This is a genomic window from Alloiococcus otitis ATCC 51267, assembly GCF_000315445.1.
Lineage (GTDB): Bacteria > Bacillota > Bacilli > Lactobacillales > Carnobacteriaceae_A > Alloiococcus > Alloiococcus otitis.
Genome location: NZ_JH992957.1, coordinates 92,053 through 117,539, shown reverse-complemented (window position 1 = coordinate 117,539; position 25,487 = coordinate 92,053). Strand labels below are relative to the sequence as shown.

Sequence of the window (25,487 nt, the reverse complement as noted above, 5' to 3'; positions counted from 1 at the left end):
TCACTCCTCAATTCGTTGTTTCTCTGCAACCCTCAGCTTGGCCGACCGCGACCGATTGTTGGTCTCTATTTCTCCTTGGCTAGGACTGATAGGCTTCTTGTTGACTAACTTCAAAATTGGTTCTGCAAAATCAGGTAGGATAGGAAGGCCCCTAGGTATATCGGGCGGGCTTGAATATTGCCGTAATTTTTGCTTGACGATCCGGTCTTCTAAAGAATGGAAAGAAATCACACTGAGCCGTCCCTTTAAGTTTAGTAGGTCAATGGCCTGGTCTAGTGAATCTTCCAAGGCCCCTAATTCATCGTTGACGGCAATCCGGATGGCTTGGAAGGTCCGCTTGGCAGGGTGGCCTCCCTTTCTGCGAGCAGGTGCTGGTATGGCATCCTTGATAATCTCCACCAGTTCTTTTGTCCTTTCAATGGGTTGGTCTTTGCGTCTAGCTTCAATTTTACGGGCAATTTGCTTGGAAAATTTTTCTTCCCCGTATTTAAACAAGATAGCAACCAAGTCCTTATAAGGCCATTCATTGACAATGGTATAAGCTGACAGGGGCTGACTCTTGTCCATCCGCATGTCTAAGTGGGCATCCTGGTGGTAGCTAAAGCCTCTTGCTGCTTGGTCCAATTGAGGGGAGGAGACTCCTAGGTCATACAAGATCCCGTCCACCCCTTTGACAGCAATGTTTGACAATTCCTGTTTGACATTGCGAAAGTTAGCATGTACCAAGCTTAACTTGCCTGATGCAATGGCCTCTTGGAAACTGTCTTGAGCATGACTAATGGCTTCTTGGTCCTGGTCGAAAGCAAAAAGACTCCCTTGGTCACCTAACTGGTCCAAGATTAAACTGGTGTGACCACCTCCACCAAGGGTCATATCCACATAAAGACCGTCTTCTTTAATCTTTAAGGATTCAACCGATTCTTCTAAAAGTACTGTTTCATGGTCAAAGGTCGCCACTTGCTTCCCTCCTTAAAAGCCAAAATCAATCATATCTTCAGCAAGTTCTTCAAAAGATGCTCCGGCTGAGGCACTAACTTCTTTCCAGCGGTCTTCACTCCAAATCTCGATCCGTTCAGAGACGCCAATTAAGTAGCAGGATTTTTCAAGCTTGGCATAATCAATCAAGGTCTTGGGTAGGTTGATCCGCCCCTGTTTATCCAAGCTACATTCTACGGCTCCTGAATAAAAAAACCGGGTAAATTGCCGGGATTCCTTCTTAGCTAAAGGGAGTTGTTTTAGTTTTTCTTCTAATTCTGACCAAGCTTCTTGAGGATAGCCAAATAAACAGCCATCCAAACCGCGGGTGACAATGAAGCTTTCGCCCAAGCTTTCACGAAATTTAGACGGCACAATCAGCCGACCTTTTGCATCAATATTATGCTGGAATTCTCCCATTAGCACTTTGTCACCACTTCCTCCCCTTAATCATTCACATTTTACCACAAGTCCCCACTTTCCTCCACATTAATGTCAAATATTAAATAAATCGTCAAAGCTTGATCATATGCTCTAGTCTAAGGTAGGTCAGGTCTTTTTAAGGAAACCTTGTCCAAAAGAATTGGACACAAAAAGAGCTGTGCCTAAGATAAAGTCTTTGACACAGCTCTTTTAACTTCAGTATTCAAATGCACTTGCAGGATGCAAGTATCCTTTTATCCTGCCAAAACTTGGTACAAGGCGGCTAAACCACTGATAAGGTAAAGGACAAATGTGACCAAAAAAGTTAGCCGCCACCAAATTCGGAAGAAACGACCATAATAGATAGCAATATCCTTAGACAAGTAATAGACCACCATGCCTAAACCAGCAATGGCTAAAAGGAGGGCCAAAAAAACTAGCCAAGTCCGACCAAAGGCGATCTGGCTAAACCAGTGAATGGCAAAAATTTGGTAAATAGTCAAAATATCCGGTGTTTTAATGGGAAGGTTAACTTGTTTAAACTGCCGGTTGATATATTGGTTAAAGCAAATAACCACAAAGGGAATAATAAAGAGTAACAATAAGGCTATAAAATAGGCTACAGTATTCATAAACTCTTCCTCTCACAATACAAACTTAGCCTAAGTTTACCATAAAAGCAATCAGACCAATATCCCAAATTCGACTTTCATATCGCCTAGCCACCAAGCTAAGGTTAAGCCAACCCCAATAAAAGGCAAGATTTGACTATCTTTTAATTTTGCTATGGATTAGCACTGCTTGTAATGCTAGAGTCTTGGTCATGACTTGGCGAGATTTTAAATTATAGTATAATGCTTGTTATTTTAGAAAACACTGGAAAAATTTCACATAATATCTGTTGTTCGAGAATAACACCAGACTGAATCCCCTTCAACCGGTAAACTAATCCTTTGCAATTCAAAACATGAAAGATCTAAAAATGATGAAACACAAAAAAGCGTTAGAAGCAAGTTCTGTGCTTACCCCTAACGCTCAATTACTTTTATTCGCCCATCACTTTTTCGCCGCCGTAGTAACCACATTCTGGGCAAATGTGGTGGTTACGTTTCATTTCACCGCAATTTGGACATTCAGTCATATTTGGTGCGATCAGTTTTTTGTGAGTTCGACGTTTGTTCTTTTTAGAACTAGATGTTTTTCGCTTTGGTACTGCCATTGGGACACACCTCCTTAAGTGTTATCAGTAAGGGCTTCATTCGTCTTCATCGGGAAACAGGTCTTTTAAAGCAGCAAAGGGAGAATCTTCTTGGGCTTGGTCTTTTCTTTGTTGTTTTAAGCCTTCTTCAGTCATAACCTCCCAGTCATCACCTTTAGGGAAAATCCCTTTCTCTTCTTCTTCCTCAGTTAATACCTTGGTCGGGATGGCTAAGATAATGCTATCCTCGATTGGCTTCTGCAAGTCAAGCTCTTGGCTTGCCAATTGGATAACCAATTCATCTTGGTCCAAGTCTTCCTGGCTAGCCTCTCGCCCAGGAGCCAGGTAGGTCTCCTGTAATTTAGCCTTGCAGTCAATATCAACCGGGGTCAAAGACCGGGTCGATGGAACGGTTAGGGCAACCGTTAAAGTGCAATCAACAATAAAGGCATCCTCGCCTTCTGTAATAATCCAACCATCTATGGTGACGGGTCCTGCTGCAAGAATGGACTTGCTCCGCTTGGTCAAACTTGACTCCAGGTCAACTTGACCCTGGATCCGAGTTGGTTCATTGTCTTGCTTCCGCAATTCATTCAATGCCCATTTAATTTTCATTTTATCACCTCTATGTCTTTGACTGATAAGGTTTTAATAGACATAGGCAACAGCATTAAGTATACTTTCTGTCACCATATTTGTCAATACTCATATAGGGTTTTCGTGTGAAGTCTTGCTTGGGTAAGTCCCCCACCCTGGCTAGCCGGTATAATTCCCCAGCCTTGATGTCCAAGGCTAATTCATCGGCCGAATCCTGGTTCAGCCGAGTTACCAGGGGCAGGGCCAGAGACGACTTGATTTGACCTAGATAGGCCTGGCCTAGTGAGTTAAAGGCAAGGGGGCGGATATATCTTGGCCCAATACGGTTTAATTCCGCCACTTGGTCTTGGTATAGGTCCAAGAGGCAATACAGAGCTAGGCGGTTGATTCGGTTGTGACTCAGCTGGCGGCTGGCGGTCAAGCTGATAAAATCTTTCAGGCTTTTAGCTTGTAAGACTGCTTTTTTAAAGCGTTGGCTTAGGCCTGGCTTCATGTCATAGATTTTATCCATCTCCGCTTCAGCCATATTCCAGACTTTATACTGAATAAAGGGCCAGAAATCTTCCGGCTTAACCGGACTAAGGTCAGTGATAGCTTGGTGGACAGGCTTGGGAAGGTAGTTCTGGACAGCTTGACCCTGGTAAATTTTTTTGCGGATTGCTGTTGCCGAAGCGATCTGACCACCTGGTTGGACCTTGTCGTCGTGGTAGTTGGCCCCAATACGTTTAATGGGGAAAAAACGAAAATCAAGCCCTGCTTGGTAGGCCGCCTTTATATATGTAAAGGCCAAGATATTATTGGGCTGGCTTAAATCGGGTAGCCGGGTTGTGTCACTGGAAGCCAACCAGTCCATGACAAGTTCATGATAGGACTTTTCCCTTGGAGACTGGCTCAAGAAAAATTCAAAGTCTTCAGCATGGTCCACCAAGAACCTAGCCCCCACTTGAAAGTCTTCCAGCTGGCCAGACTCTACCCCAAAAGCGAGCTGGTCGACACCAAACTGGTCTAAAAGCCTTACACCAGCCTGGGCAAAGTAGTCAGCTGATTGGATGGAAAAGGGAAGGGGTAGTTCTAGGACAAGGTCAGCCCCAGACTGGACAGCCCATTTTGCCCTATGCCACTTGTCGTAAATGGCCGGCTCCCCCCTTTGCAAGAAGTTGCCAGACTGACAAACCACAACAAGGTCGGCCTGGCTAACTTCCCTAGCCCGGTTTAGTTGGTAAAGGTGGCCATTGTGGAAAGGATTGTATTCAGCTATAATACCCAAGGCTTTCACCTAGGTCACCTTCCTTTCGTGTCATACTATTTTCTTAGCTTGGAAAAACCACCGCTTGCCTTCCGGGTTAAATTTCTCTTCAAAGTCACTGGTCACCTGGACCGAGCGAAAACCGGCTTGATGCAATAATTGCTCATAAAAGCTTGCTTCATAGGTTCTCTCAAAGTGCCTTTCATCATAACGGTGGTAACTGCCGTCAGCTTGGGCTAAAAAAATAGACAAATCATGTTCCACTGAATAGGGCTGGTCACCTGGATAAGAATCCCATACCAGCAAGCCTTGGTCGCTTTCCCCATGGTAGGAAAACCCATTAAAGTCATTCATTTGCTTAATGGAGTGAACATCAAAAAGAAAATGACCACCAGGAGCCAAGTGCTTGTAAACCGATTGAAAACAAGTCAAGAGAACTTGGGGATTTTCCAAATAGCAAAGAGTATCATTAAAAGCAATAATATGGTCATAGACGGGTAAATCCGCTAGTTCGGTCATGTCAGCTTGGATCAAGGAGTAAGGCTTAGTCTGGCGGTCTCGAGCTAAAGTCAGCATGTCAGCAGACCGGTCAAGGCCGGTCACTTCATAATTTTGAAGCAATTTATTAGCTAAACGGCCGGTCCCACAACCCAACTCCAGGATAGACTGACCCTTGGGGAGGCGGTTTTGGACCCAGTCTGCCCACTGGTCATACAGGGTCTGGTCCATTAAGTCATCATAAAGCTGGGCAAAAGCTTGATAGTCAACCATTAGCTAACCCACTCTGCAATATCCACACTTGGGGCTTCCGTCCATAAGCTTTCCAATTGGTAAAAATCTCTTTCCTCTTCACTAAAGACATGGACCACAACTTGGCCTAAGTCAATTAAGACCCAACTGGTTGACCCCTTGCCTTCTATCCGGTTGACCTCAAAACCCGCCTGACTGGCCGCATCCAAGACAGCCTGGGCCAGAGCGTTAATCTGACGGGAACTAGACCCATGTGTTATAACATTGTAGTCTGTTATAATTGATAGACCAGCCATATCCAAGGCTACAATATCCTTGGCCCGCTTATCATCTAAAGCCTTGATTACTACTGCTAGTAAATTTTCCTTATCTTGATTCAACCTATCCACTCCTTATGCAATTAAGCTATTATACGTATCTAAAGCTCCAGGGTAAACTAACTTGTCATCTTTGATTAACTTGAGCAGGGTTTCTTTGACAATATAAGTCACGGCTTTGTCTAAGTCATCCTGGGCCAAGTCTCTCGCCTCATCAGCTTGAGAGAAGTCACGATGGGGTTCAGTATAATCAGCTACAAAAATGACTTTTTCAACCAAGGACATGTTTTTACGACCAATGGTATGATAGTAAATGGCATTTAAAATTTCCTTGTCGGTCACACCAAATTCATCATAGGCACAAACCGAACCAACTGGGCCATGTAAAATGCTGTTGCCGTAATCGAGTAATTCCAAGTCCAAGTTTTCATTGATAACAATATTCCTCAGTTCATCCATATTAACTTCCTTGGCATAGTCGTGAAGCAAGGCCGCAATGCTAACTTTTTCCGAGTCAGCCTGGAAGCGGTCGGCTAATTCCAAAGCCGTTGCCTCAACCCGCAGAATATGGTTGAACCGGTCCTGGCTCAGCTTATCTTCTACGCGCTTGATTAAGTCTCCTCTACTAATCTCAATATAATTTTCTGTGTATTTCATTTCCTTATTCTTCACCCTTATACAAGCCTTTGTCTTCAATATAGTCTCTTACCCTATCGGGGGTCAAATATTTAATGGATTGACCTTCTGACACCCTTTGTCTGATGTCACTGGAACTAATATCTAATTCTGGTGTGTCCACCCAGATAATAGGAAAGTTTACTTCTGCCTGGTAGCCTGGTCGCTTCACACCAACAAATTGAACTAAATCCAGTAATTGTTCAATGTTCTTCCACTCGGCCAAGTCCATAACTGAATCTTCACCAATAATAAAGTAATAATCCGTCTCAGGGCTAGCCTCTTTCAATTCTTTAATGGTATCGATGGTGTAAGTCGTCCCTCCCCGGTTCACTTCAGTCAAGTTAAGAGAAAAGTGGGGGTTATCTTCGATGGCATAATCGACCATGTCAACGCGGTAAGAGGCGTCAATGGTTTCCTTACCAGCGGCATGGCCCGGCTTTGCAGTGGGCATAAAGTGGATATTATCCAAGCCCAAGGCCTCATAAACTTGTTCAGCTACCAGTAAATGACCCAAATGGGGCGGATTAAAGGTCCCCCCCATGAGGCCAATTTTCCGACGGGTTCCTTGTCTTTCTTCTGCTTCTGTTTGGGTCTGGTTGACCGCTGTCGCTTGAGTTTTTTGCTTCATACTAGTCTACTCCACGAACCTTGTCTGAAATCAAGCGGTTGTTCTCATAGGAAGAGGACTTGTACAAGACTAAAACCCTCCCGATAGAATCAATGACTTTAATATCAGAATTGTCTTCAATAAAGGTTGCAATTTCTTTGTTGGTCATAGCAGAATTTTGCAAGACTGAGACCTTGATCAGTTCTCTTTTTTCAATCGCATCATGCAGTTCAGCCAAAATTTGATCGGTTATCCCCTGCTTGCCAATTTGAAAAATGGGGTCAACCGTGTGGGATTTTTTCTTTAAAAATTTAACTTGTTTTTTACTTAAAGACAATTATTGTCCTCCTTTTCTTGTCAAACTATTTTAGATCATGGGTTTACGGATAAAAATATCGGCTCCTTGAATAATATGGCCTTCTACTTCAACGCCAGAAGCATTGATCTTAACCCAGCCCAGACCAGAGTAGACCAAATCAGATGCTTGGTCGACCTTGAAAGTTCGCTTGGTTAGAGTTTTTTTATCCTTGCTGTCAAATGGTGGGGTCAAGTCTTTTCCTAACTGGCTTTGGTATAAGTCGTCAGCTTTTTCCCTTTTTGTCCGGTGGATGGACAGAGAAGGAGCTGCATAGACCACAATAGAAGCCTTACCTGGACCCTGGACATAATCAAACCGGCCTAAGCCACCAATAAAGAGGGACTGTCCTGGGTTCAGCTGGTAGGTCCGGGGTTTCAACTCCTTGCGGGGAATGACCGTCTTAACTTCTTGAGGATTGAGTTGGTGGACCACCTGGCCTGGCCGGAAGATTCCTGGTGTATCCACCAGTTTATGCCCATCATCAAGAGGGATTTCAATTTTTCCTAAAGTGGTTCCTGGGAAGTAGGAAGTCGTGACAACATCTTCTTCTTGGCTGGCCAAGTTGATAATCTGGTTGATTAAGGTGGACTTGCCAACATTGGTGGTCCCTACTATATAGACATCCCGGTCCCCACGGTATTCATTAATCAAGTCGAGCAAGTGTGCTACTGATCCTTGGCGGACTGCAGAAATCAGGTCAACTGCTAGAGGCTTAACCCCCATGTCATAGCTAACTTCTTCTAACCATTGTCTTAGCTTTCCCCGTTTAAGTGACTTAGGTAAGAGGTCAAATTTGTTCCCAACAATGATCAAGGGGTTGTTACCGGTCAAGCGACCAATGCCAGGCACAAAGCTTCCGTTAACATCTAAAATGTCAACCACATTAACAACTAGGGCCTCTTCTTGGGAAATCTCCCCAAGCATGTTCAAAAAATCGTCAGAGGTCACTTGAACATCCGCTAGTTCATTATAATGCCTCAGTCTAAAACACCGCTTACAATAGAGGTCATCCTCAGACCGCCCTTCTAGGGCTGATTGAGGGAGGTAACCAGGTTGGTTTGGATCTTGGCTTTGGAGTTGGGCCCCACAACCAATGCAGTAAATTACTTCATCTGGGTTTTCATGGTTCACTGTATCTTGGCCTTTCTTCATCATACTAAACTTCGCATCTTATTTCTTCAAATGGTCATCTAAAGAATCTTTCCATTCCATATCAGGGTTATACTTGACTACTAGCTTGAGGATATTGTATTCAATTAACCGGTTGAACTTGGTATTCCAAGCGTCTGAAGCCAGGATGGGTTTGACTAAGACACTGTCTATCTTAAATCGATTAGCTCCAACAATATCAGTAATGACCTGGTCGCCAACCATAATAATATTTTCTTTTGGCTGGTTGACCAAGGAAAAGGCCTTCTCAAAACCCTTTTTACAAGGTTTAAAGGCTGATGGAATGTGGGTTACGCCAGTGTGGGCCACTGCTTTTTCCACCCGGTCTTTATTATTATTTGATAAGACTATAACCTGGATGCCAAAATCATTGAGCTGGTCCAGCCAGTTAATTAACTCCTGAGTTGCCTTGGGGTGGTTCCAAGCAATCAAGGTATTATCCAAGTCAGCGAAGACCACCTTCTTACCCCGTTTAATAAACTCAGAGGGTTCAATATTATAAACTGATTCTACCATATAAGTAGGCTTAAATAGACTTAACATAGCTGGTCCTTTTTCACTCGTTCTTTTTAAAATGCCTAGGCTGCAAACGTTCAAAAATTTCAACAGCTAGGTGGTCAATATCGTCAAATTCATATACATTATTTTTTTCAGACAGGGGGTCGATCAGTTTAAAATTCCCTGTAAAGCCATCAAACAAAACCACACACCGCTCTTGACCGTCAACATCAAAGTGTCTAACTTGTCTGACGCTTGTTTTATCTTCACGCATGGCATTCAACCGTTTAACTATTGACACCAAGTCTGAAGAATAAACCATGCAAATAAAACTCCCTTCTACAGTATACACACTAAGTTAATTTTATCAAAAACAAGTTCAGTCTTCACCTGCTTTGGCTGGCCTTATCTTTGGGGCAACGAAATCAGTTTAAAGAAGTTAAAAACACACCCACTCCCTCAGCCTGGCTGACTAGGCTAAGTTAGGGTGTGTTTATTTAAGCCCTGTTGAACTTCCTTATTTTGTATATTCTTCGACTAGTTTAACAACTTCATCTTGGGTTGTGCACTCAGTCAAAGCCTTGTTAGCTAATTCTGCCATTTCTTTTGAGTCAAGGCGAGAGATCAAGGACCGAGTCTTCAAGACACTGGTAGCAGACATGGAAAATTCATCCAAGCCCATTCCTAAGAGGAGGGGAACTGCCAACTGGTCTCCAGCCATTTCCCCACACATGCCAGCCCATTTGCCTTCTTTGTGAGCCGCTTGGATTACATTATGAATCAAGCGTAGGATAGAAGGGTTATAAGGTTGGTAGAGGTAGGAAACCCGCTCATTCAAACGGTCAGCTGCCATGGTATATTGGATCAAGTCATTGGTCCCAACTGAGAAGAAGTCGACTTCCTTAGCAAACTGGTCGGCCAACATAGCAGCTGCTGGGATTTCAATCATAATCCCAATTTGCAAGGAATCAGAGATCGTTTGACCTTGGTCTTCTAGCTTGTCTTTTTCTTCTTGGACGATAGCCTTAGCTGCCCGCAATTCATCCAAGTTGGACACCATTGGGAACATGATCCGCAACTGGCCATAAGTTGAAGCTCGAAGCAAGGCTCGAATTTGGGTTCTAAAGATTTCATCCCGGTCTAAACTAATTCGCAAGGCCCGGTAGCCCAAGAAGGGGTTCATTTCGTCTGGCAGGTCAAGGTAAGGTAATTCCTTATCGCCACCAATATCCATGGTCCGGACCACAACTGGTTTGCCGTCGACCCCTTCTAAGACTTCCTTGTAGGCTTGAAACTGATCTTCCTCACTTGGCAATTCAGAGGAATCCATGTAGAGAAATTCAGTACGGTAGAGACCTATGCCTTCTGCCCCATTATTACTGACCCCTTCAAGGTCTTTGGGCGTCCCTATATTAGCTGCTAGCTCGACTTGAACCCCATCCTTACTAATGCTGGGTTCATCTTTGAGCTTGTTCCATTCAGCCTTCATGCTTTCGTATTCACTAGCTTTTTCCTCATTTGCTTCAATCTCTTGGTCAGACGGGTCGATGATGACTTCACCGGCCACCCCATCGACCACAAGCTCTTGGCCTTTTTTGACCGTGCTAGTGATTTGACCTGCCCCCACCACAGCAGGGATTTCCAGTGACCGAGCCATGATGGCTGAGTGAGAAGTCCGCCCCCCTACATCAGTGACAAAAGCCTTGACGTATTTTTTGTTTAACTGAGCCGTGTCACTCGGGGTTAAATCCTCGGCAATCACCACTACTTCTTCATCAATAGCTGACGGGTCGGGTAAGTCAACACCTAGCAAGTGGGCAATCACACGTTTTTTGATATCCTTAATATCAGAAGCCCGCTCTTGCATGTAGGGGTTGTCTTCCATGCCTTCAAAAATAGTGATAAAATTGTCTGCCACTGCTTCAAAGGCATAAGCCGCATTGACCTGGTCTTCTTTAATTTTAGTGGTGGTCTGGTCACTTAAGTCCGGATCAGCCAGAACCATGATGTGGGCATCAAAGACTTGGGCCTCTTCTTCGCCCACACTTTCAGCCGCCTTTTGCCGAATTGTCTGCAATTCTTCCGTCGCTTGGTCGATTGCTGCTTTAAATCTTTCAACTTCAGCTTCTGTATCTTCTACTGATTGTTTTGAAACAGTTAAATCAGGTTGAACTAATGGGTAAGCCTTAGCGTGGGCAAAACCATCACTAGCAGCAATTCCTGTTAATTTGTTTCCCATTTTATTCAGCCATTCCCTCATTTTTGATAGTTTCTTCGATTGCTTCAATTGCTTCTTTTTCATCTGACCCGTCGGCACTGATGGTCACATCTGAGCCTTGGCCAGCACCTAGGGACATAACCCCCATGATGGATTTAAGATTGACTGACTTGCCTTGGTATTCCAAGTTAATGTCAGAAGAAAATTTACTTGCAGTTTGAACCAGTAAGGTAGCAGGTCGAGCGTGGATACCAGTTTCAGCAGTAATGTGGTAGTCTCGTTTTTCCATATTTCATTTCTCCTTTATATCGATCCAATTTTATAAAAGACAATTAAGCAAGGCACTAATCGACTTTCAACAATAAGATTACCATTTTTTTGGGGCTTGGACAACTATTATTATATAGATCACAAGCATATTGCTTGTCATACCAGACTTTTTAAGGGGTTGAAATAATTTAATAAACTTGATAAAAAAGGTTGAAAGTCAAACAAGGTCAGAGTATAATAGACTCATGAAAGGTCAAAGATAGTCAAACACCTTTCAAACACTCCACTATCACGAAATTTAGTATAAAGAAAGGAAGGCCGTTTATGCTATGCCAAAGATGTAACCAAAGACAAGCTAGCATTCATTTGACAACTGCTATTAATGGTCAAAAAAGAGAAATCGACTTATGTAAAGAATGCTACCGCGAAATTAAAGAACAAGAACAACGGGGTCGGATGAACCAGAGACGTAATGACCCATTTGGAGACTTCAACAACCTAGATGACCTCTTTGGATCCATGTTGGGTGGCTACGGCGCAAACCGACAAGGCATTAATCCAGAGTCTGCTATGGGTGGCGGAAACGCTGGCCCAGGCCAAGGTCAAGCTGGTGGCGGTGGACTCTTAGATGAATATGGTATTAACCTAACCCAGATGGCTAGAGAGGGCAAAATCGACCCGATTATTGGCCGAGACAAAGAAACTGAACGGGTTATTGAAATCCTAAACCGACGAACCAAAAACAACCCAGTCCTTATTGGGGAAGCGGGTGTTGGTAAAACTGCTGTCGTTGAAGGCTTAGCCAACAAGATTGCCCAATCCGATGTCCCTCAAAAATTGCAAGACCGGGAAGTTATCCGCTTAGACGTTGCTTCTTTGGTTCAAGGAACTGGAATCCGGGGACAATTTGAAGAACGAATGCAACAATTAATCAATGAATTGAAGGAAAGACAAAACATTATCCTCTTTATTGATGAAGTCCACGAAATTGTCGGTGCCGGAACTGCAGATGGCAGTAACATGGATGCTGGTAACATCTTAAAACCAGCCTTAGCTAGAGGCGAACTCCAAATGGTTGGGGCGACAACCTTAAATGAATACCGTAAAATCGAAAAAGACTCTGCCCTAGAGCGACGTTTGCAACCCGTTAAAGTAGAAGAGCCAAGTCCCGAACAAACCTTAACCATCCTCAAAGGTATCCAAGGTAAATACGAAGAATTCCACAAGGTTAAATACGACCCTAAAGCCTTAAAAGCTGCAACCGACTTGTCCAACCGCTATATTATGGACCGGTTCTTACCCGACAAGGCCATCGACCTAATTGACGAAGCCGGTTCTAAGAAAAACTTGACCATCAAGGTCTCTAACCCTGATGAGCTCAAAGAAAAAATTGCCCAAGCTGAAAAAGCTAAACAAGAGGCCTTGGATGTCGAAGACTACGAGAAAGCAGCCCACTACCGGGATCAAATTTCCAAATTCGAAGGGATGCTAGACCAGCAAAACCCTGAATCAACCACCCCTACTGTTACCGAACAAGATATTATCAATATCATTGAGATTAAAACCGGTATTCCTGTCGGTGAGTTGAAAGAAAAAGAACAAACCCAGCTTAAAAACTTGGAGCAAGCCTTGGAAGAACAAGTTATTGGCCAAGACAAGGCTGTCGAAAAAGTTTCCAAAGCTATACGTCGTAACCGAATTGGTCTCCGTAAGAAAAACCGCCCAATTGGCTCCTTCCTCTTCCTAGGCCCAACTGGTGTCGGTAAAACCGAACTAGCGAAAAGTCTGGCTAAGGAACTATTCGGTAGCAAGGAAGCCATGATCCGACTCGATATGAGTGAATACATGGAAAAACACTCCACCAGTCGTTTGATCGGTTCCCCTCCTGGATATGTTGGTTACGATGAAGCTGGCCAGCTTACTGAGCAAGTCAGACGGAAACCTTACAGCCTTATCCTGGTAGACGAGGTTGAAAAAGCCCATCCTGACGTCTTGAACATGTTCCTTCAAATATTGGATGACGGCCACTTAACCGACTCCCAAGGACGACGAGTCAACTTTAAAGAAACCATTATTATCATGACCAGTAATGCTGGCTCAACCGATGAGATTGGAACTAATATTGGTTTTGGCAAAGATGAAGATACAAATGATGAACTACTCAACCGCTTGACCAATTACTTCAGACCAGAGTTCTTAAACCGTCTCGATGGCATTGTAGAGTTTGATTCTCTCTCTAAAGAAAGTCTCATTTCCATTGTGGACATCATGCTCAATGAAATCCAAGAAGCGATTGCTGAAAGAGACTTAACCATTGAAGTCAGCCGTCCAGCTAAAGAAAAATTAGTGGACCTAGGCTACAACCCTAAAATGGGAGCCCGCCCTCTCCGCCGTGTCGTCGAAGAAGAAGTGGAAGACCAAATTGCCCAATTCTACTTGGACAACCCAGGTGTCCACAACTTACTCGTTGACCTAAACGACGATGGTGTGATCAAAGTCAGCGAAAACAAGGCTGAAGCTAGTCAAGCTAAGAGCTCAGAAAGCGACCAAAACTAAGGAATAAGCAACAAACCAGCCTCAATCAATCAGAAAAGCGACCCAAATTTGGGTCGCTTTTTTTGTCTTGGTCAATGTCCCACTATAAGAGGGATCTCAACTCAACATCCGGATACTTATCGCTAAACCAACGCATGGCAAATTCATTTTCGAATAAGAAGAGGGGGTGGTCGAACCGGTCTTTCACCAACATATTTCGCGAGGAACTCATCTTCTCATCCAATTGGTCGGGATCAATCCAGCGGGCAATTCGGCTTCCAATGGGCTGCATTTCAATGTCAGAATTATATTCATGTTTCATCCGGTGCTCTAATACTTCAAATTGAAGTTGGCCCACTGCCCCTACAATATAATCATTGCCCAGGTAGGTCTTATAGAGTTGGATGGCTCCTTCTTGAACCAATTGTTCTAATCCCTTGTGGAAGGACTTTTGCTTCATCACATTCTTGGGGTCAACCTTCATGAATATTTCCGGTGTAAACTGGGGCAGGTCCTTAAATTCTACCCCTTCCTTGCCAGAGTAAATGGTGTCCCCAATTTGAAAGGTCCCAGTATCATAAAGACCTATAATATCGCCAGCAACCGCCTTGGTCACGGTCTCCCGGTCTTCAGCCATAAAGGAGGTGGAATTGGTCAGTTTCATGGCCTTGTCCTCCCGGGCTAGGGTGACATCCATCCCCCGTTCAAATTGGCCTGAACAGATCCGCAAGAAGGCGATCCGGTCCCGGTGTCGGGGATCCATATTGGCTTGGATTTTAAAAACAAAACCAGAAAAGTTAGGATCACTGGGTTGGATGACCCGGCGGTTTTTATCTGCTTGGGCTGAAGGCTTTGGGGCAAATTCCAAAAAGGCGTCTAGGAAGTTTTGGACCCCAAAGTTGGTTAAGGCAGACCCAAAAAAGACTGGGGTCAAGTCACCCGCCATGATCTTTTCCCGGTCAAAGTCATTGCCTGCCTCTTTCAAAAGAAGGGCTTCTTCCAGGGTTTGTCCGTACTGGGCGTCAGTTTTGATGGGGTGGTCGCCCAAAATTTCACCCTCTTCATCTAGATCAAGCGAATCCCTACCATCCTCATACTGGTCGGGGTCATGAACTTGAACCCGGTTGTTGTAAATATCATAAAGACCTAACAAGTTTCGACCAGACCCCATTGGCCAGTTCATGGCATAGGCATCAATACCCAGTACTTCTTCTAATTCTTCCACTAGATCCAAGGGGTCCCTACCGTCTCGGTCTAATTTGTTAAAAAAGGTAAAGATGGGAATCCCCCGCATGCGGCAGACCTTAAAGAGTTTTTCCGTTTGGGATTCAATTCCCTTGCTGGAATCCACCACCATAACAGCTGCATCAACGGCCATCAAGGTTCGGTAGGTATCTTCCGAAAAATCCTCGTGACCAGGGGTGTCCAAGATATTAATCCGCTTGCCCTGGTAGTCAAATTGCATGACCGAACTAGTAACAGAAATCCCTCTCTGCTTTTCGATTTCCATCCAGTCAGAGGTGGCAAATTTCCCCGTTTTTTTGGCCTTAACCGTCCCCGCCTGGCGGATAGCTCCTCCAAATAGAAGCATTTGTTCAGTGATGGTTGTCTTCCCAGCATCCGGGTGGGAAATAATAGCAAAAGTTCGCCTTTTATCTACTTCTTGACTGATACTTGTTTGTGACATAAGGACTCCTTCTATCAATTCATTAGCCTAACTATGATACCAATTTCTCCCTGAGACGACAAGGCTTGTAAGCAAAAAAGCCTGCGCCCCTGTCTGTTTTAGGGTCACAGCTATATCCTTGTATTTTAAACTCCACCGAGCTTCAATCGTTGGGACAAAACTAGCAAATCCTCTGGCAAGGGGGCCTGCAAGTGAACTCTTTGACCAGTCAAGGGGTGGGCAAAGTCCACCTGTTGGCAGTGGAGGGCCTGGCGGTCAATTATACCTGCTTGACCTCCATAAAGACTATCCCCAAGTAAGGGGTGGCCCAGGTGAGAAAAATGGACCCTGATCTGATGGGTCCGGCCCGTTAAAAGGTCAATAGTTAGCAAGGAAGCCTGGTTGGACTGGTCAAGGACCCGGTAGCTTGTTTGGGCAGGTTTACCCCCTTGCTTAACTTGGCGTTTGATAATTGAATCCTCCGTCCGGCCGATTGCTAGGTCAATGACCCCTTCTGTTGGAGTGACTTGACCTTGGACCAAGGCCAAGTATTTTTTGGTCAAGTGTGACCGAGTCGTCATTAAATGGTGGATATACTGGTGCTTGGCAAAGAGGATGATGCCACTAGTGTCCTTATCGAGCCGGGTAACTGGATGGATCTTAAGGTTTTCGGCTCCTTCTTTTATGTAATAAGCTAGGACCTTATTGGCTAAACTGGAGCTTCGGTTTTGGGGTGAAGGCAGGCAAGTTTGACCTGCAGACTTGTTTAAGGCCAGTAAGTAGTCATCTTCGTAAAGAATGTCCAAGCCCCCTTCATTAGGAGCTAGGTGGGGGTTGGCCTCCTCCTTGGGCAGGTCAAGTTCAACCTGGTCCCCTTTGACCAGTTCCCAGGTCACCCGGACGGGCTGATGATTAACCCGGATAGCTCCCTTGACTTGCTTCAGTTTGGTTAAAAAACGTCTGGACAGACCCTTTTCCTTGAGGAAGTCACTTAAGATCAGTTGGTCTTCTTGGTTAGTCCAAGTCACTTGCATTCTGTTTTTTCACTCCCAAAAAAGCATTCTCCACCCGGTCCCAAAAGTGAGTGTGGTCATAACGGGCAAAACTGACCCGCTCCTTAGCTATCTTCAGTTTCACTTCAGCCACATTCTCTTCTTCTGAGACTAATTGGTCCACCATTAAAGTGATCGAAGAGGTATTGATCGGCTTTAGGGTAATCCACTCATTGGGGGAAATAACAATGGGGGACGACAAGGTCCGAAAAACCCGGTTGTTTAAACTGGCTATTTCCGTAATTTGCAAGGCTTCTAAACTAGGGTGGAGGACGGCCCCGCCCACTGATTTATTGTAGCCAGTAGACCCAGTCGGCGTCGACACACACAAGCCATCTCCCCTAAAGCGTTCAAAGAATTCATCTCGGATAAAAAGGTCACAAACCAAGGTTTTGTCCATTAATTTTAAAATGGATTCGTTCAAGGCTAGGTAGTGTTTGGCTTCTTGACCATTTTGGTAGGAAATTCGGACATCTAAGAGGGGATATTCTTCAGCTTCTTGCTTGTCATTTTTGATCTGATCAACCAAGTCAGCGAGGTTAAATTCTCGCCAATCTGTATAAAAACCCAAGTGCCCTGTGTGGACTCCAATAAAGCGGACCTGGTCTAAAATATGGGCATAGCGGTGAAAGGCAGACAAGAGGGTCCCGTCTCCTCCCACAGAAATCACAATATCAGGGGCCAGGCCATCGATGACGACCCCTTCTTCCTGGAGCAAGTCTTCCAGGCTTTTGGATACTTGCTTTGACTTTTCACTTTGGTTGCTGATAATTGTCACTCGCATAGACACTGCTCCTTAAGTGCTTGCATCGTCTGGGTTTTCTGTTTTTTCTTCCTGGCTGATCTTCTTGCGGATGGCCGACATCTCCTCATCCAACTGAAAGACCCGGTCTGCCGTTTCCTGCAAGCCTTTCTTGATTTCAGCCGGGTAGTCACCTTGATGCTTGTAGTTCAAGGAGTGTTCAATCGAAGCCCAGAAATTCATGGCCAGGGTCCGGACTTGGATCTCAACTAAAAGGGGGTAGACTTGGTCAATAATGTAGACTGGATAGCGACAGATCAAATGATATGACCGGTAGCCACTTTCCTTGGTATTGGAGATATAGTCCTTTTCTCTGATAACTTCCATATCCTGTCGCTTCCTCACCATGGCAACAACTTGGTAAACGTCCTCAATAAAGGGGCACATGATCCGCAAACCTGCTATATCTTCCATCTCTTCTAGCTGGTCAAGGGGAAGCTGGACTTGCTCTGCCTTGGACAAGATGCTATCCACGGGCTTTAAGCGACCAGTCACAAATTCAATGGGACTTGCTTGGTTTTTATGCCGAAACATGGCTCGCTGCCCTTTTAATTTGACTTTAAGCTCTTCAAGGGCCAGTTCATATGGGTATAAAAATTGGTCCCAGTCTTTCGTCATAATCATAACCTCTTTATTTCTTTTTCTTTTCCTCCATCCATTGTATCATAGATGGGAGTAAAAAATAGAAAGGCTGGTTAAGTTGAGCCAAGAATTAGAAATTGAATTCAAGAACCTTTTAAGCAAAGACGAATACCAGGATTTATTTGACAGCTATCACTTTAGTGAAGTAAAGCCCATCATCCAGGAAAATTATTACTTTGACACTGAGGACCTAGTCTTAAAAGAACAATCTTGTTCTGTCCGCATTAGAATTGTAAAGGAGCAAGACCAGGCTGAAATCACCCTGAAATCCCCCTCTCACAACCATGACCAACTGGTTGAAACCACTGAAAACATTCCTTTAGCCCAAGCCCAACAAATAATGAAAGCAGGCCAAGTCATCCTGCCCCAATCCATTGCGGACCAGTTAAGCCAAGAAGGCCTAAAAGTAAGCCAGTTAAGCCTCATAACCTGGTTAAAAACTAAACGTTTTGAAAAAAACTACCAAGACTGCCTCTTAGTCCTGGACCATAGTTGGTATGGCCAGACCAGTGACTATGAGTTGGAATTAGAAGCCCCCAGTCATGACAAAGGACTGGATTTATTCTATACTATACTTCTTGAACATAATATTCCCCAACGTGATAAAGTCAACAAAGTCGCCCGGGCCTTCTCTCAACTTTAAACAGTTTAAGGCAAATTGTTAGCCGGCCTAAGCATTATTTGATACCATACAAGTATAGATAAGTCACACGATAATAGAAGGTGGATTGCTTTGAATTCTAAAGATATGATCGAGATTTTCCTATTTGTAAATCCGCTAGATAAGAATAGCTTGGAAATTGCTCGGTCTGTATTTCATTTCCCGGATACCCGTCATGAAAAGGTCAGTGTTCGTTTCGTCACCATTAAAGCCAATGACGACTCCTACCCAAATGCCCCACACAAGGGCAAATCTTTAGACTTCAACCCTAGTTTTATCCCTTGCCTTGCCTTCCAGGCTGCTTCCATGCAAGGGAAAAAACGGGGCATCCAATTTTTTATAAAATTACAAAGCCTCCTCTTTGAAGAAGGCTATGAACTTAACGAAGAAACCATTTTAGAAGCAGCTCAAGCAGGACAGATTGACTTGCAGATGTTTAAAGAAGACCTCTATTCAGACTTGGCTAAAAAATCCTACCAAAGGGACAAGCACTTAGCCAAGGAAATGGAGGTCAACAAGGTGCCCACTTGTATCATCTACTATCACACGGACCATATGAACAAGGCAAGGATGGAGCTCATGATCAATGAATACACCCTCCACTACGCCTGTAATACTTGCTCTAGAGCATCCAAACTGACCAATGCCCTCCTCCCCCTTAATCCCATCTGGCCTAACCATATTTAAACGATCGCAAGCAGTTGCCCTCTTGGAGGTAACTGTTTTTTTCAGTTAAAAAATATATACAGGATTTTTGAACTTAATGGCTTCCTGATACTCTTACATTATTCATTAAGGGTCTGTATAGAGAGTTGGATCACTTGATCAAAGCTTGCTTCTGAAGACTATAATTTGTGGGTAACCATGATAAGGGTGACTTCAGTTAGTGATAGCAGTAAATTTTTAATTAAGATGGAGCTTTCATTATCCAGAGAAGAGGTTGCCTCGTCACAGATCAATAAGACTGGTTCCTTTATCAAGGCCCTAGCCAAGGTAACTTTTGCCCGCCCGATAGACTATATTAGCAGCTACATTTACTAATAATGCTGGATTAATCCTACCTTGTTTAGACATCCGACAATTGACCCATGGTAAAAGAATCTCCAAGCTCCTATTTTCTTTTACCATTCCTTGGAAAAGATAGGTTTCCTGGGCTAAGTAAACAACTTCTTGGGTGGGTGTAGGTCCATACGACTAATAAAAACTTGTCTTAAACAAATTTATTTAGTAAAGTTAGACTAAATATATGTTGGAGGTTCTTTTGCATGAGTGGTTTTTTAAATGGTAAAACCGACCAGGAAATTATTGACCGGATCACTGATGGCATCGTTGCAACATATGACCAAGTTCTTATTAAGATAGACGGTACAAACGCCGTTAAGAAATCCATAATCCCAAACAACAAGGTAGTCCTCATTTCTGGAGGAGGCAGTGGCCACGAACCTGGCCACTATGGTTATATAGGGGAAAATATGTTGGATGCAGCTATAATGGGCCCCATTTTTGAGCCACCAAGTCCTAGCCAAATATTCAAAGTTATTCAAGAGACCTACAATAACCAGGGTAGCTTGCTTATTATTAAAAATTTCGAAAAAGATGTTAACAACTTCCTTGAAGCCGAAAAACGAGCGGTTGCTACTGGTATGAAGGTAGATCATGTCATTGTCAACGACGACTGCTCGATCGAGTCCTCTAGTTATAAACAAAGAAAACGGGGGGTAGCAGGAAGTGTCCTTGTTCATAAAATCCTTGGTGGAGCTGCTAGCAAGGGCTTATCCCTAGCTCAACTAGTTAAGCTGGGTAAGCAAGTTGTTGACCAAACTCGGACACTTGGCGTATCATTTTCAAATGCTAGTACCATTAGCAATAAATCAGCCCAATATAAGCTGGCCGAAGATGAAATGTTTTTTGGTATTGGTATACATGGTGAGCCTGGTTATCGCAAGGAAACAATGCAGTCATCAGAGAGAATAGCCCTTGAACTCACCAATAAACTCATCCAGCAATATAAGAAGAATAATATCAAAAAGCTAGCCATTATGGTCAATGGCCTAGGCAGTACCCCCCTACTAGAACTTTCTATTTTTATGTCTGAAGTCATGGACTTTCTAGATATTAATCATTTAGGAGTAGATTTTAAACTGATGGGGAATTTTTTGACCGCTTATGACACTGCTGGTTTATCCTTAACCTTTGTAAACCTTAAAGATGAAAAGTGGCTAGCTTACTTAAATGAACCAACAGATGCTTTCGGTTGGAACCATTAATCACATTGCCTTACCAGTAACATTAGGGTCAAAGATGGGGAATGCAATATGAGTGGATCCATTATTACCCAAAAGAAAATAGCTGATGCCTTCAAGCAAGTCTTATACCAGTCTGACTTAGAAAGTATTACAGTATCTCAACTGATGAAACAAGCTAAAATGAGACGGCAAACTTTCTATGATTATTTTTTGGATAAGTATGACTTAGTTAACTGGATTTTCCAACAAGAGCTAACAGAGATCATTAACGATAACATCGGTTACCGAAATTGGAAAGATATCTTAGGCCTCCTAGTTGAATATTTTGAAAGCAATTGTCACTTCTACCTCAAAGTTTTAAGCTATGATGGCCAAAATGCTTTTAAATTCTTTTTAAAAGAAGAGATTGACCAACTCCTTCAATCCCTATTAATATCGGCCTATAAGTCAAAGGATAAAAATATTGTCTTTAAAAGTCATGAGAATGGTTTATATTGTAGAATTTTAACCAATGGATTAGTCGAAACAGTAACTGAATGGATATTAAGTGAGTGCCCAATAGATAGTCGTGACTTATCCAGATACTTCATTGATTACTTGAATCATTTTATAAGTTCATAAGACTACAAAACATGTACAAGAGCCCGCTGCTTCCCTCCCCCACTGAAAGCAGACCGGACAATACTTTTATTTTGTCCGTTGTAAACGTTGCCATTATCTCTTATTATAAAAGTAAATAAAGGAGAAAGGGTGTAGACTTGTGAAAAAGATTATTAACGACCCGAGTCAAATTATTGACGAGATGGCCAATGGTATCGTTAGGGAAAATGCCGACCGACTGGACCGTGTCGCAGGAACGAGTGTTGTGGTGCAAAAAGAAATAGGTGACCAAGTAGCCTTAGTCAGTGGGGGTGGAAGTGGCCATGAACCAGCCCATGCCGGCTTCGTGGGCCAAGGCATGCTCCAAGCAGCTGTTTGTGGCCAGGTCTTTACTTCACCTACATCAGACCAGGTACTGGAAGCAATCAAGGCTGCTGACCAAGGAAAGGGGGTCCTCTTAATTATCAAGAACTATTCGGGTGACGTCATGAATTTTGAAATGGCTATGGAATTGGCAGAAATGGAAGACATCCAAGTTGAAAAAATTATAGTCGATGACGATATAGCTGTTGAAGACTCCTCCGATACTCAAGGAAAACGTGGAGTTGCTGGTACCGTGCTCCTTCATAAATTGCTGGGTGCGGCTGCAATAAATGGGGCCAGCCTAACAGAACTCAAAGAGCTTGGTGACAAGGCTGTTGCCAATATCAATACTTTAGGCGTAGCCCTAACTGGTGCAACTGTCCCAGAAGTTGGCAAACCAGGTTTTGTTTTAGACGAAAATGAAATCGAGTTCGGGGTGGGCATCCACGGTGAACCAGGCTTGCAAAAGACGGAACTGAAACCATCAGCTGAGATTGCCCAAGAGATTGTGGGCCACTTGAAGGAAGCCTTCTCCTGGTCTGCTGAAGATAAATATGGCGTTCTAGTCAATGGGCTAGGTGGGACACCTTTAATGGAACAATATATTTTCCTAAATGATATCTTAGGCTTACTAGACCAAAACGATCTCCAACTTCCTTTCATTAAAGTCGGTAATCTGATGACATCACTAGAAATGCAAGGTGTTTCCCTGACCTTAATCAAACTAGAAGATAATTGGTTAGACTTATTGCAAGAAGACACACAAGCTGCAGCCTGGTGAGGAGAGAAAATGTTTAGCAAAGATAATGTAGTTGAAAGTTTAGAAATTTTCACCAACAAAATTCATGATCAAAGAGGTTATCTCAGTGAATTAGATACCCCAATTGGTGATGGTGACCATGGTAATAATATGAACCGTGGGGCAACCGCACTAAAACAAGAATTATCCAATAAAGAAGCAGATAATTTGGCCGATGTATTTAAAGTGGCTGCCCTGACTTTTATGTCAAAAATTGGAGGTGCCTCAGGTCCACTTTACGGCTCAGCCTTTTTAGAGATGAGTAAGGCAGCCCAAGATGCATCTGATCCTGAATCTATTTTATCCGCCGGTTTATCTGGTATTCAAAAACGAGGCAAGGCTGAAGTTGGGGACAAGACAATGGTTGACTTATGGTCAGGAGCTTTAGACCTCATTAAGGAGGGACAGCTAACTTATCAAAAACTAGATCAGATTGTCGAAAAAACCAAAGAAATGAAAGCCCACAAGGGGCGTGCTTCTTACTTGGGTGACCGATCGATTGGCCATATCGACCCTGGAGCTATGTCAAGCAAGTACCTATTTGAGGCATTTATTAAAGGGGGTGTTTTTGATTAGCAGAGGAATTGTCATGGTATCCCATGTTGAAGCAATTGCTCAAGGTCTAAAGCAATTAATTGAACAAGTAGCAGGGGATGTCCCCGTAACGTTTGCTGGGGGAAGTGAAGATGATGGAGTAGGTACGTCGTTTGAGGCTGTCAATCAAGCCATTATAGACAATGAGGCAGATGAAATTTTAGCCTTCTATGACTTAGGTAGTGCTAAGATGAACTTAGAGTTGGCCATTGAAAGCAGCGACAAATCGATTGACCTGTTTGATGTTGCTTTTATCGAAGGAGTCTACACCGCTGCATCCCTCCTTCAAGCAGATGCGCCCACAAGTGCCATCAAAGAAGAACTGGACCAACTCATTGTGAAGTAAGCGAAAATTGAAAATCATTAAACTGTTAATGTCGTTTAAAATAAAGACAAAACAGAGAAAACAAAAGATTTATAAGGCCTTCAAAATAAGAAAGGAGCGGCTAACATGAGAAAAGCCTTCATCAGTCCAACAAAATATGTCCAGGGTGAAGAAGAACTCAACAATTTAGGATATTATATTGCCCAGTTTGGTAAAAAGTCTCTAATTGTCGGTAAAGACGAAGACATTCAACGGGTAAGTGACCAACTCGCTTATACTGAAGACAAATTTGAGCTAGAATTTGTCAATGCAAACTTTCAAGGTGAAGCTAGCCGTGGTGAAATTGACCGCTTGCAACAATTATTTAAGGAAAATAATTGTGATTCCGTTGTCGGTCTGGGTGGCGGTAAGGCCATTGATACTGCTAAGTGCGTAGCTGAAGGTAAAAATGTGGTGATTGTGCCAACCATTGTAGCTCAAGATGCGCCAACTAGTCACTCAGCCGTTCTTTACCACGAAGATGGAACTTTTGATGACTATGCTTACTTTGAGACTAGCCCATCGGTCATCCTCATTGATAGCTCTGTCATAGCCAAGGCACCTACCCGTTTCCTACTAGCAGGAATGGGAGACGCTTTAGCAACGTATTTTGAAGCACGAGCTACCCGTCGGTCATACTCAAACGTTAATGCCGGCCTGCCCAACGGTGTCCGTGAAGGAGTTGCCCAAGATGCCAAGGGAACTAATGCAGCATTTGCTTTAGCCAAGCTAGCCTATGAAATGCTTTTAGAACATGGCCAAGCAGCTAAACTTGCCTCAGACTTGAACCAGGTCACCCCAGCTTTAGAAGACATTATTGAAACGAATGTCTTACTATCTGGCTTAGGCTTCGAAAGCGGGGGTTTAGCAGCTATTCACGCTATTTACAACGGCTTTTCTATCCTGCACGAAAAATTTGATGCCCTGCATGGTGAAATTGTCAGTTTTGGTACCATCTGCCAATTAGTCCTTGAAAATGCACCTAAAGCAGAAGTTGAAGAAGTCCTTGCCTTCCAAAAAGCTATCGGTCTTCCAATGACCTTAGCTGACATTGGACTCGATAACATCACTTATGAGGAACTGCAAGCAGTAGCAGAAAAAGCCTTGATCCCTGAAGAGTCGATCCACTCCATGCCTTTCGATGTTACGGTCCAAGCTGTTAAATCAGCTATCATAACAGCTGATAAATTAGGCCAGGCTTACAAAGAAAGATAAAAATCTTCAAATAAAGCTTCCCATCAACCAGTCCATGTCTAAGGCATGGGCTGGTTGATCTTTAGTATTAAAGCCTATCTCAAGTCTTCCTCAACCCCCCTTTAACCACCACTAAAGAAGTCTCCTTGTTTATTTTGTTTTAGCCGGCCGTAACCTAGTCTTTTAAGTCATCCAAGACTTCTTCTAACTGTCCAGTCTTTCTTCGGAACAGATCTAGCTTATCATTGACGACTTCAATTTGGGTCTCAGATACTAGTTCTGGAAATTATTATTCGATAAGACCTTGTGTCTAGCAAGAAGATAAGTTATAAAGAACCGACTCATCATGAATTCTAGTCCCATTAAACCTGCCTCTTAACCACCAACCATGTTGGGAAGCGCCCATTATTCCTTTAGTTTCTTTTAACAATAATTGCTTGACTGTATTAGCTTCGATCCCTTTCATGAAAGCTATTCCCCCGGTCAGAGAGGCTTGGCTTTCGACCTTGCACGATAACCTGGATTCAGTGTTTTACCACTATGCAAATTTAGGCCAGAGCCTAAACTGAAGACCGTCCGTCCTCCCTAGTGAACAATTTACATACTATTTTTGGACTAGACACTTAAGAAAGGAAGACTTGTGTTAGGTCCTTGGAAAAAATCA

General features: G+C 43.4%; 29 protein-coding genes. 9 read left to right on the top strand and 20 right to left on the bottom strand.

The window, feature by feature from the left end; genetic code table 11:
* The 16 genes from rsmH to HMPREF9698_RS00545 form a co-directional block, all read right to left on the bottom strand.
* Window positions 1–957, bottom strand: coding sequence for a 16S rRNA (cytosine(1402)-N(4))-methyltransferase RsmH (gene rsmH, locus HMPREF9698_RS00620; RefSeq protein ID WP_003776247.1), 957 nt, complete (start codon window positions 955–957; stop codon window positions 1–3).
* Window positions 958–969: 12 nt separating this feature from the next.
* Complete coding sequence (gene mraZ / locus HMPREF9698_RS00615) at window positions 970–1,401, bottom strand: division/cell wall cluster transcriptional repressor MraZ (protein ID WP_003776245.1); 432 nt, start codon at window positions 1,399–1,401, stop codon at window positions 970–972.
* A gap of 251 nt (window positions 1,402–1,652) precedes the next feature.
* Window positions 1,653–2,030: a DUF3397 family protein gene (locus HMPREF9698_RS08350; RefSeq protein ID WP_003776242.1), complete on the bottom strand. Its 378-nt coding sequence runs from the start codon at window positions 2,028–2,030 to the stop codon at window positions 1,653–1,655.
* Window positions 2,031–2,443: 413 nt separating this feature from the next.
* Window positions 2,444–2,617 (bottom strand): 50S ribosomal protein L32, encoded by a 174-nt coding sequence (rpmF, locus tag HMPREF9698_RS00605; RefSeq protein WP_003776240.1) that lies wholly within the window; start codon window positions 2,615–2,617, stop codon window positions 2,444–2,446.
* Window positions 2,618–2,653: 36 nt separating this feature from the next.
* Entirely contained in the window at window positions 2,654–3,211 is a 558-nt protein-coding gene (locus HMPREF9698_RS00600) for a DUF177 domain-containing protein (protein ID WP_003776237.1), read from the bottom strand.
* 55 nt (window positions 3,212–3,266) lie between these two features.
* The gene (locus HMPREF9698_RS00595) at window positions 3,267–4,469 is read right to left on the bottom strand and encodes a nucleotidyltransferase (protein WP_003776234.1); all 1,203 of its coding nucleotides are present in this window, start codon (window positions 4,467–4,469) and stop codon (window positions 3,267–3,269) included.
* 21 nt (window positions 4,470–4,490) lie between these two features.
* Complete coding sequence (locus HMPREF9698_RS00590; protein ID WP_003776232.1) at window positions 4,491–5,210, bottom strand: class I SAM-dependent DNA methyltransferase; 720 nt, start codon at window positions 5,208–5,210, stop codon at window positions 4,491–4,493.
* The gene (rsfS, locus tag HMPREF9698_RS00585; RefSeq protein WP_040292326.1) at window positions 5,210–5,578 is read right to left on the bottom strand and encodes a ribosome silencing factor; all 369 of its coding nucleotides are present in this window, start codon (window positions 5,576–5,578) and stop codon (window positions 5,210–5,212) included. Before rsfS ends, HMPREF9698_RS00590 begins: the two co-directional genes overlap by 1 nt.
* A 3-nt stretch (window positions 5,579–5,581) precedes the next feature.
* Entirely contained in the window at window positions 5,582–6,163 is a 582-nt protein-coding gene (gene yqeK, locus HMPREF9698_RS00580; RefSeq protein ID WP_003776227.1) for a bis(5'-nucleosyl)-tetraphosphatase (symmetrical) YqeK, read from the bottom strand.
* Between the two features lie 4 nt (window positions 6,164–6,167).
* Complete coding sequence (locus HMPREF9698_RS00575; RefSeq protein ID WP_003776225.1) at window positions 6,168–6,812, bottom strand: nicotinate-nucleotide adenylyltransferase; 645 nt, start codon at window positions 6,810–6,812, stop codon at window positions 6,168–6,170.
* A 1-nt stretch (window position 6,813) separates the two neighbouring features.
* A complete protein-coding gene (yhbY, locus tag HMPREF9698_RS00570) occupies window positions 6,814–7,128 on the bottom strand; it encodes a ribosome assembly RNA-binding protein YhbY (RefSeq protein ID WP_003776223.1) in 315 nt (104 codons plus the stop codon).
* Window positions 7,129–7,158: 30 nt separating this feature from the next.
* A complete protein-coding gene (gene yqeH, locus HMPREF9698_RS00565; protein ID WP_003776221.1) occupies window positions 7,159–8,304 on the bottom strand; it encodes a ribosome biogenesis GTPase YqeH in 1,146 nt (381 codons plus the stop codon).
* Between the two features lie 15 nt (window positions 8,305–8,319).
* Window positions 8,320–8,862 carry a YqeG family HAD IIIA-type phosphatase gene (locus HMPREF9698_RS00560; protein WP_003776219.1) on the bottom strand — a complete coding sequence of 181 codons (543 nt, stop codon included), beginning with the start codon at window positions 8,860–8,862 and terminating at the stop codon, window positions 8,320–8,322.
* A 13-nt stretch (window positions 8,863–8,875) separates the two neighbouring features.
* The gene (locus tag HMPREF9698_RS00555; RefSeq protein WP_003776216.1) at window positions 8,876–9,139 is read right to left on the bottom strand and encodes a DUF1797 family protein; all 264 of its coding nucleotides are present in this window, start codon (window positions 9,137–9,139) and stop codon (window positions 8,876–8,878) included.
* Between the two features lie 195 nt (window positions 9,140–9,334).
* Window positions 9,335–11,056, bottom strand: coding sequence for a phosphoenolpyruvate--protein phosphotransferase (gene ptsP / locus HMPREF9698_RS00550; RefSeq protein WP_003776215.1), 1,722 nt, complete (start codon window positions 11,054–11,056; stop codon window positions 9,335–9,337).
* Window position 11,057: 1 nt separating this feature from the next.
* Window positions 11,058–11,324 carry a phosphocarrier protein HPr gene (locus HMPREF9698_RS00545; RefSeq protein WP_003776213.1) on the bottom strand — a complete coding sequence of 89 codons (267 nt, stop codon included), beginning with the start codon at window positions 11,322–11,324 and terminating at the stop codon, window positions 11,058–11,060.
* Window positions 11,325–11,629: 305 nt separating this feature from the next.
* On the opposite strand from HMPREF9698_RS00545, the gene HMPREF9698_RS00540 reads away from it, so the two are divergent.
* Window positions 11,630–13,861: an ATP-dependent Clp protease ATP-binding subunit gene (locus HMPREF9698_RS00540; RefSeq protein ID WP_003776212.1), complete on the top strand. Its 2,232-nt coding sequence runs from the start codon at window positions 11,630–11,632 to the stop codon at window positions 13,859–13,861.
* 82 nt (window positions 13,862–13,943) lie between these two features.
* On the opposite strand, the gene HMPREF9698_RS00535 is transcribed toward HMPREF9698_RS00540, so the two are convergent.
* The 4 genes from HMPREF9698_RS00535 to HMPREF9698_RS00520 all read right to left on the bottom strand — a co-directional run bounded on the left by HMPREF9698_RS00535 (window position 13,944) and on the right by HMPREF9698_RS00520 (window position 17,978).
* A complete protein-coding gene (locus tag HMPREF9698_RS00535; RefSeq protein WP_003776210.1) occupies window positions 13,944–15,527 on the bottom strand; it encodes a peptide chain release factor 3 in 1,584 nt (527 codons plus the stop codon).
* A gap of 125 nt (window positions 15,528–15,652) precedes the next feature.
* Window positions 15,653–16,540 carry an RluA family pseudouridine synthase gene (locus HMPREF9698_RS00530; protein WP_003776209.1) on the bottom strand — a complete coding sequence of 296 codons (888 nt, stop codon included), beginning with the start codon at window positions 16,538–16,540 and terminating at the stop codon, window positions 15,653–15,655.
* On the bottom strand, window positions 16,521–17,342 hold the full coding sequence (locus HMPREF9698_RS00525; protein WP_003776208.1) for an NAD kinase: 822 nt from the start codon (window positions 17,340–17,342) through the stop codon (window positions 16,521–16,523). Before HMPREF9698_RS00525 ends, HMPREF9698_RS00530 begins: the two co-directional genes overlap by 20 nt.
* 12 nt (window positions 17,343–17,354) lie before the next feature.
* Window positions 17,355–17,978, bottom strand: a complete 624-nt coding sequence (locus HMPREF9698_RS00520; protein ID WP_003776206.1) for a GTP pyrophosphokinase — start codon at window positions 17,976–17,978, stop codon at window positions 17,355–17,357.
* An 82-nt stretch (window positions 17,979–18,060) separates the two neighbouring features.
* On the opposite strand from HMPREF9698_RS00520, the gene HMPREF9698_RS00515 reads away from it, so the two are divergent.
* From HMPREF9698_RS00515 to HMPREF9698_RS00480, 8 genes are all read left to right on the top strand, one after another.
* Window positions 18,061–18,645 (top strand): CYTH domain-containing protein, encoded by a 585-nt coding sequence (locus HMPREF9698_RS00515; RefSeq protein WP_003776204.1) that lies wholly within the window; start codon window positions 18,061–18,063, stop codon window positions 18,643–18,645.
* Between the two features lie 90 nt (window positions 18,646–18,735).
* Complete coding sequence (locus HMPREF9698_RS00510; RefSeq protein ID WP_003776202.1) at window positions 18,736–19,350, top strand: DsbA family protein; 615 nt, start codon at window positions 18,736–18,738, stop codon at window positions 19,348–19,350.
* A 578-nt stretch (window positions 19,351–19,928) separates the two neighbouring features.
* Entirely contained in the window at window positions 19,929–20,930 is a 1,002-nt protein-coding gene (locus HMPREF9698_RS00505; protein WP_003776200.1) for a dihydroxyacetone kinase subunit DhaK, read from the top strand.
* Between the two features lie 48 nt (window positions 20,931–20,978).
* The gene (gene dhaS / locus HMPREF9698_RS00500; protein ID WP_003776198.1) at window positions 20,979–21,530 is read left to right on the top strand and encodes a dihydroxyacetone kinase transcriptional activator DhaS; all 552 of its coding nucleotides are present in this window, start codon (window positions 20,979–20,981) and stop codon (window positions 21,528–21,530) included.
* Between the two features lie 139 nt (window positions 21,531–21,669).
* Entirely contained in the window at window positions 21,670–22,653 is a 984-nt protein-coding gene (dhaK, locus tag HMPREF9698_RS00495; protein ID WP_003776196.1) for a dihydroxyacetone kinase subunit DhaK, read from the top strand.
* A gap of 9 nt (window positions 22,654–22,662) precedes the next feature.
* Window positions 22,663–23,247, top strand: a complete 585-nt coding sequence (gene dhaL, locus HMPREF9698_RS00490; RefSeq protein WP_003776194.1) for a dihydroxyacetone kinase subunit DhaL — start codon at window positions 22,663–22,665, stop codon at window positions 23,245–23,247.
* Entirely contained in the window at window positions 23,243–23,611 is a 369-nt protein-coding gene (dhaM, locus tag HMPREF9698_RS00485; RefSeq protein ID WP_040292354.1) for a dihydroxyacetone kinase phosphoryl donor subunit DhaM, read from the top strand. The genes dhaL and dhaM overlap by 5 nt, the downstream gene beginning before the upstream one ends.
* A 105-nt stretch (window positions 23,612–23,716) precedes the next feature.
* Complete coding sequence (locus HMPREF9698_RS00480; protein WP_003776191.1) at window positions 23,717–24,844, top strand: glycerol dehydrogenase; 1,128 nt, start codon at window positions 23,717–23,719, stop codon at window positions 24,842–24,844.
* The last annotated feature ends 643 nt before the right edge of the window (window positions 24,845–25,487 follow it).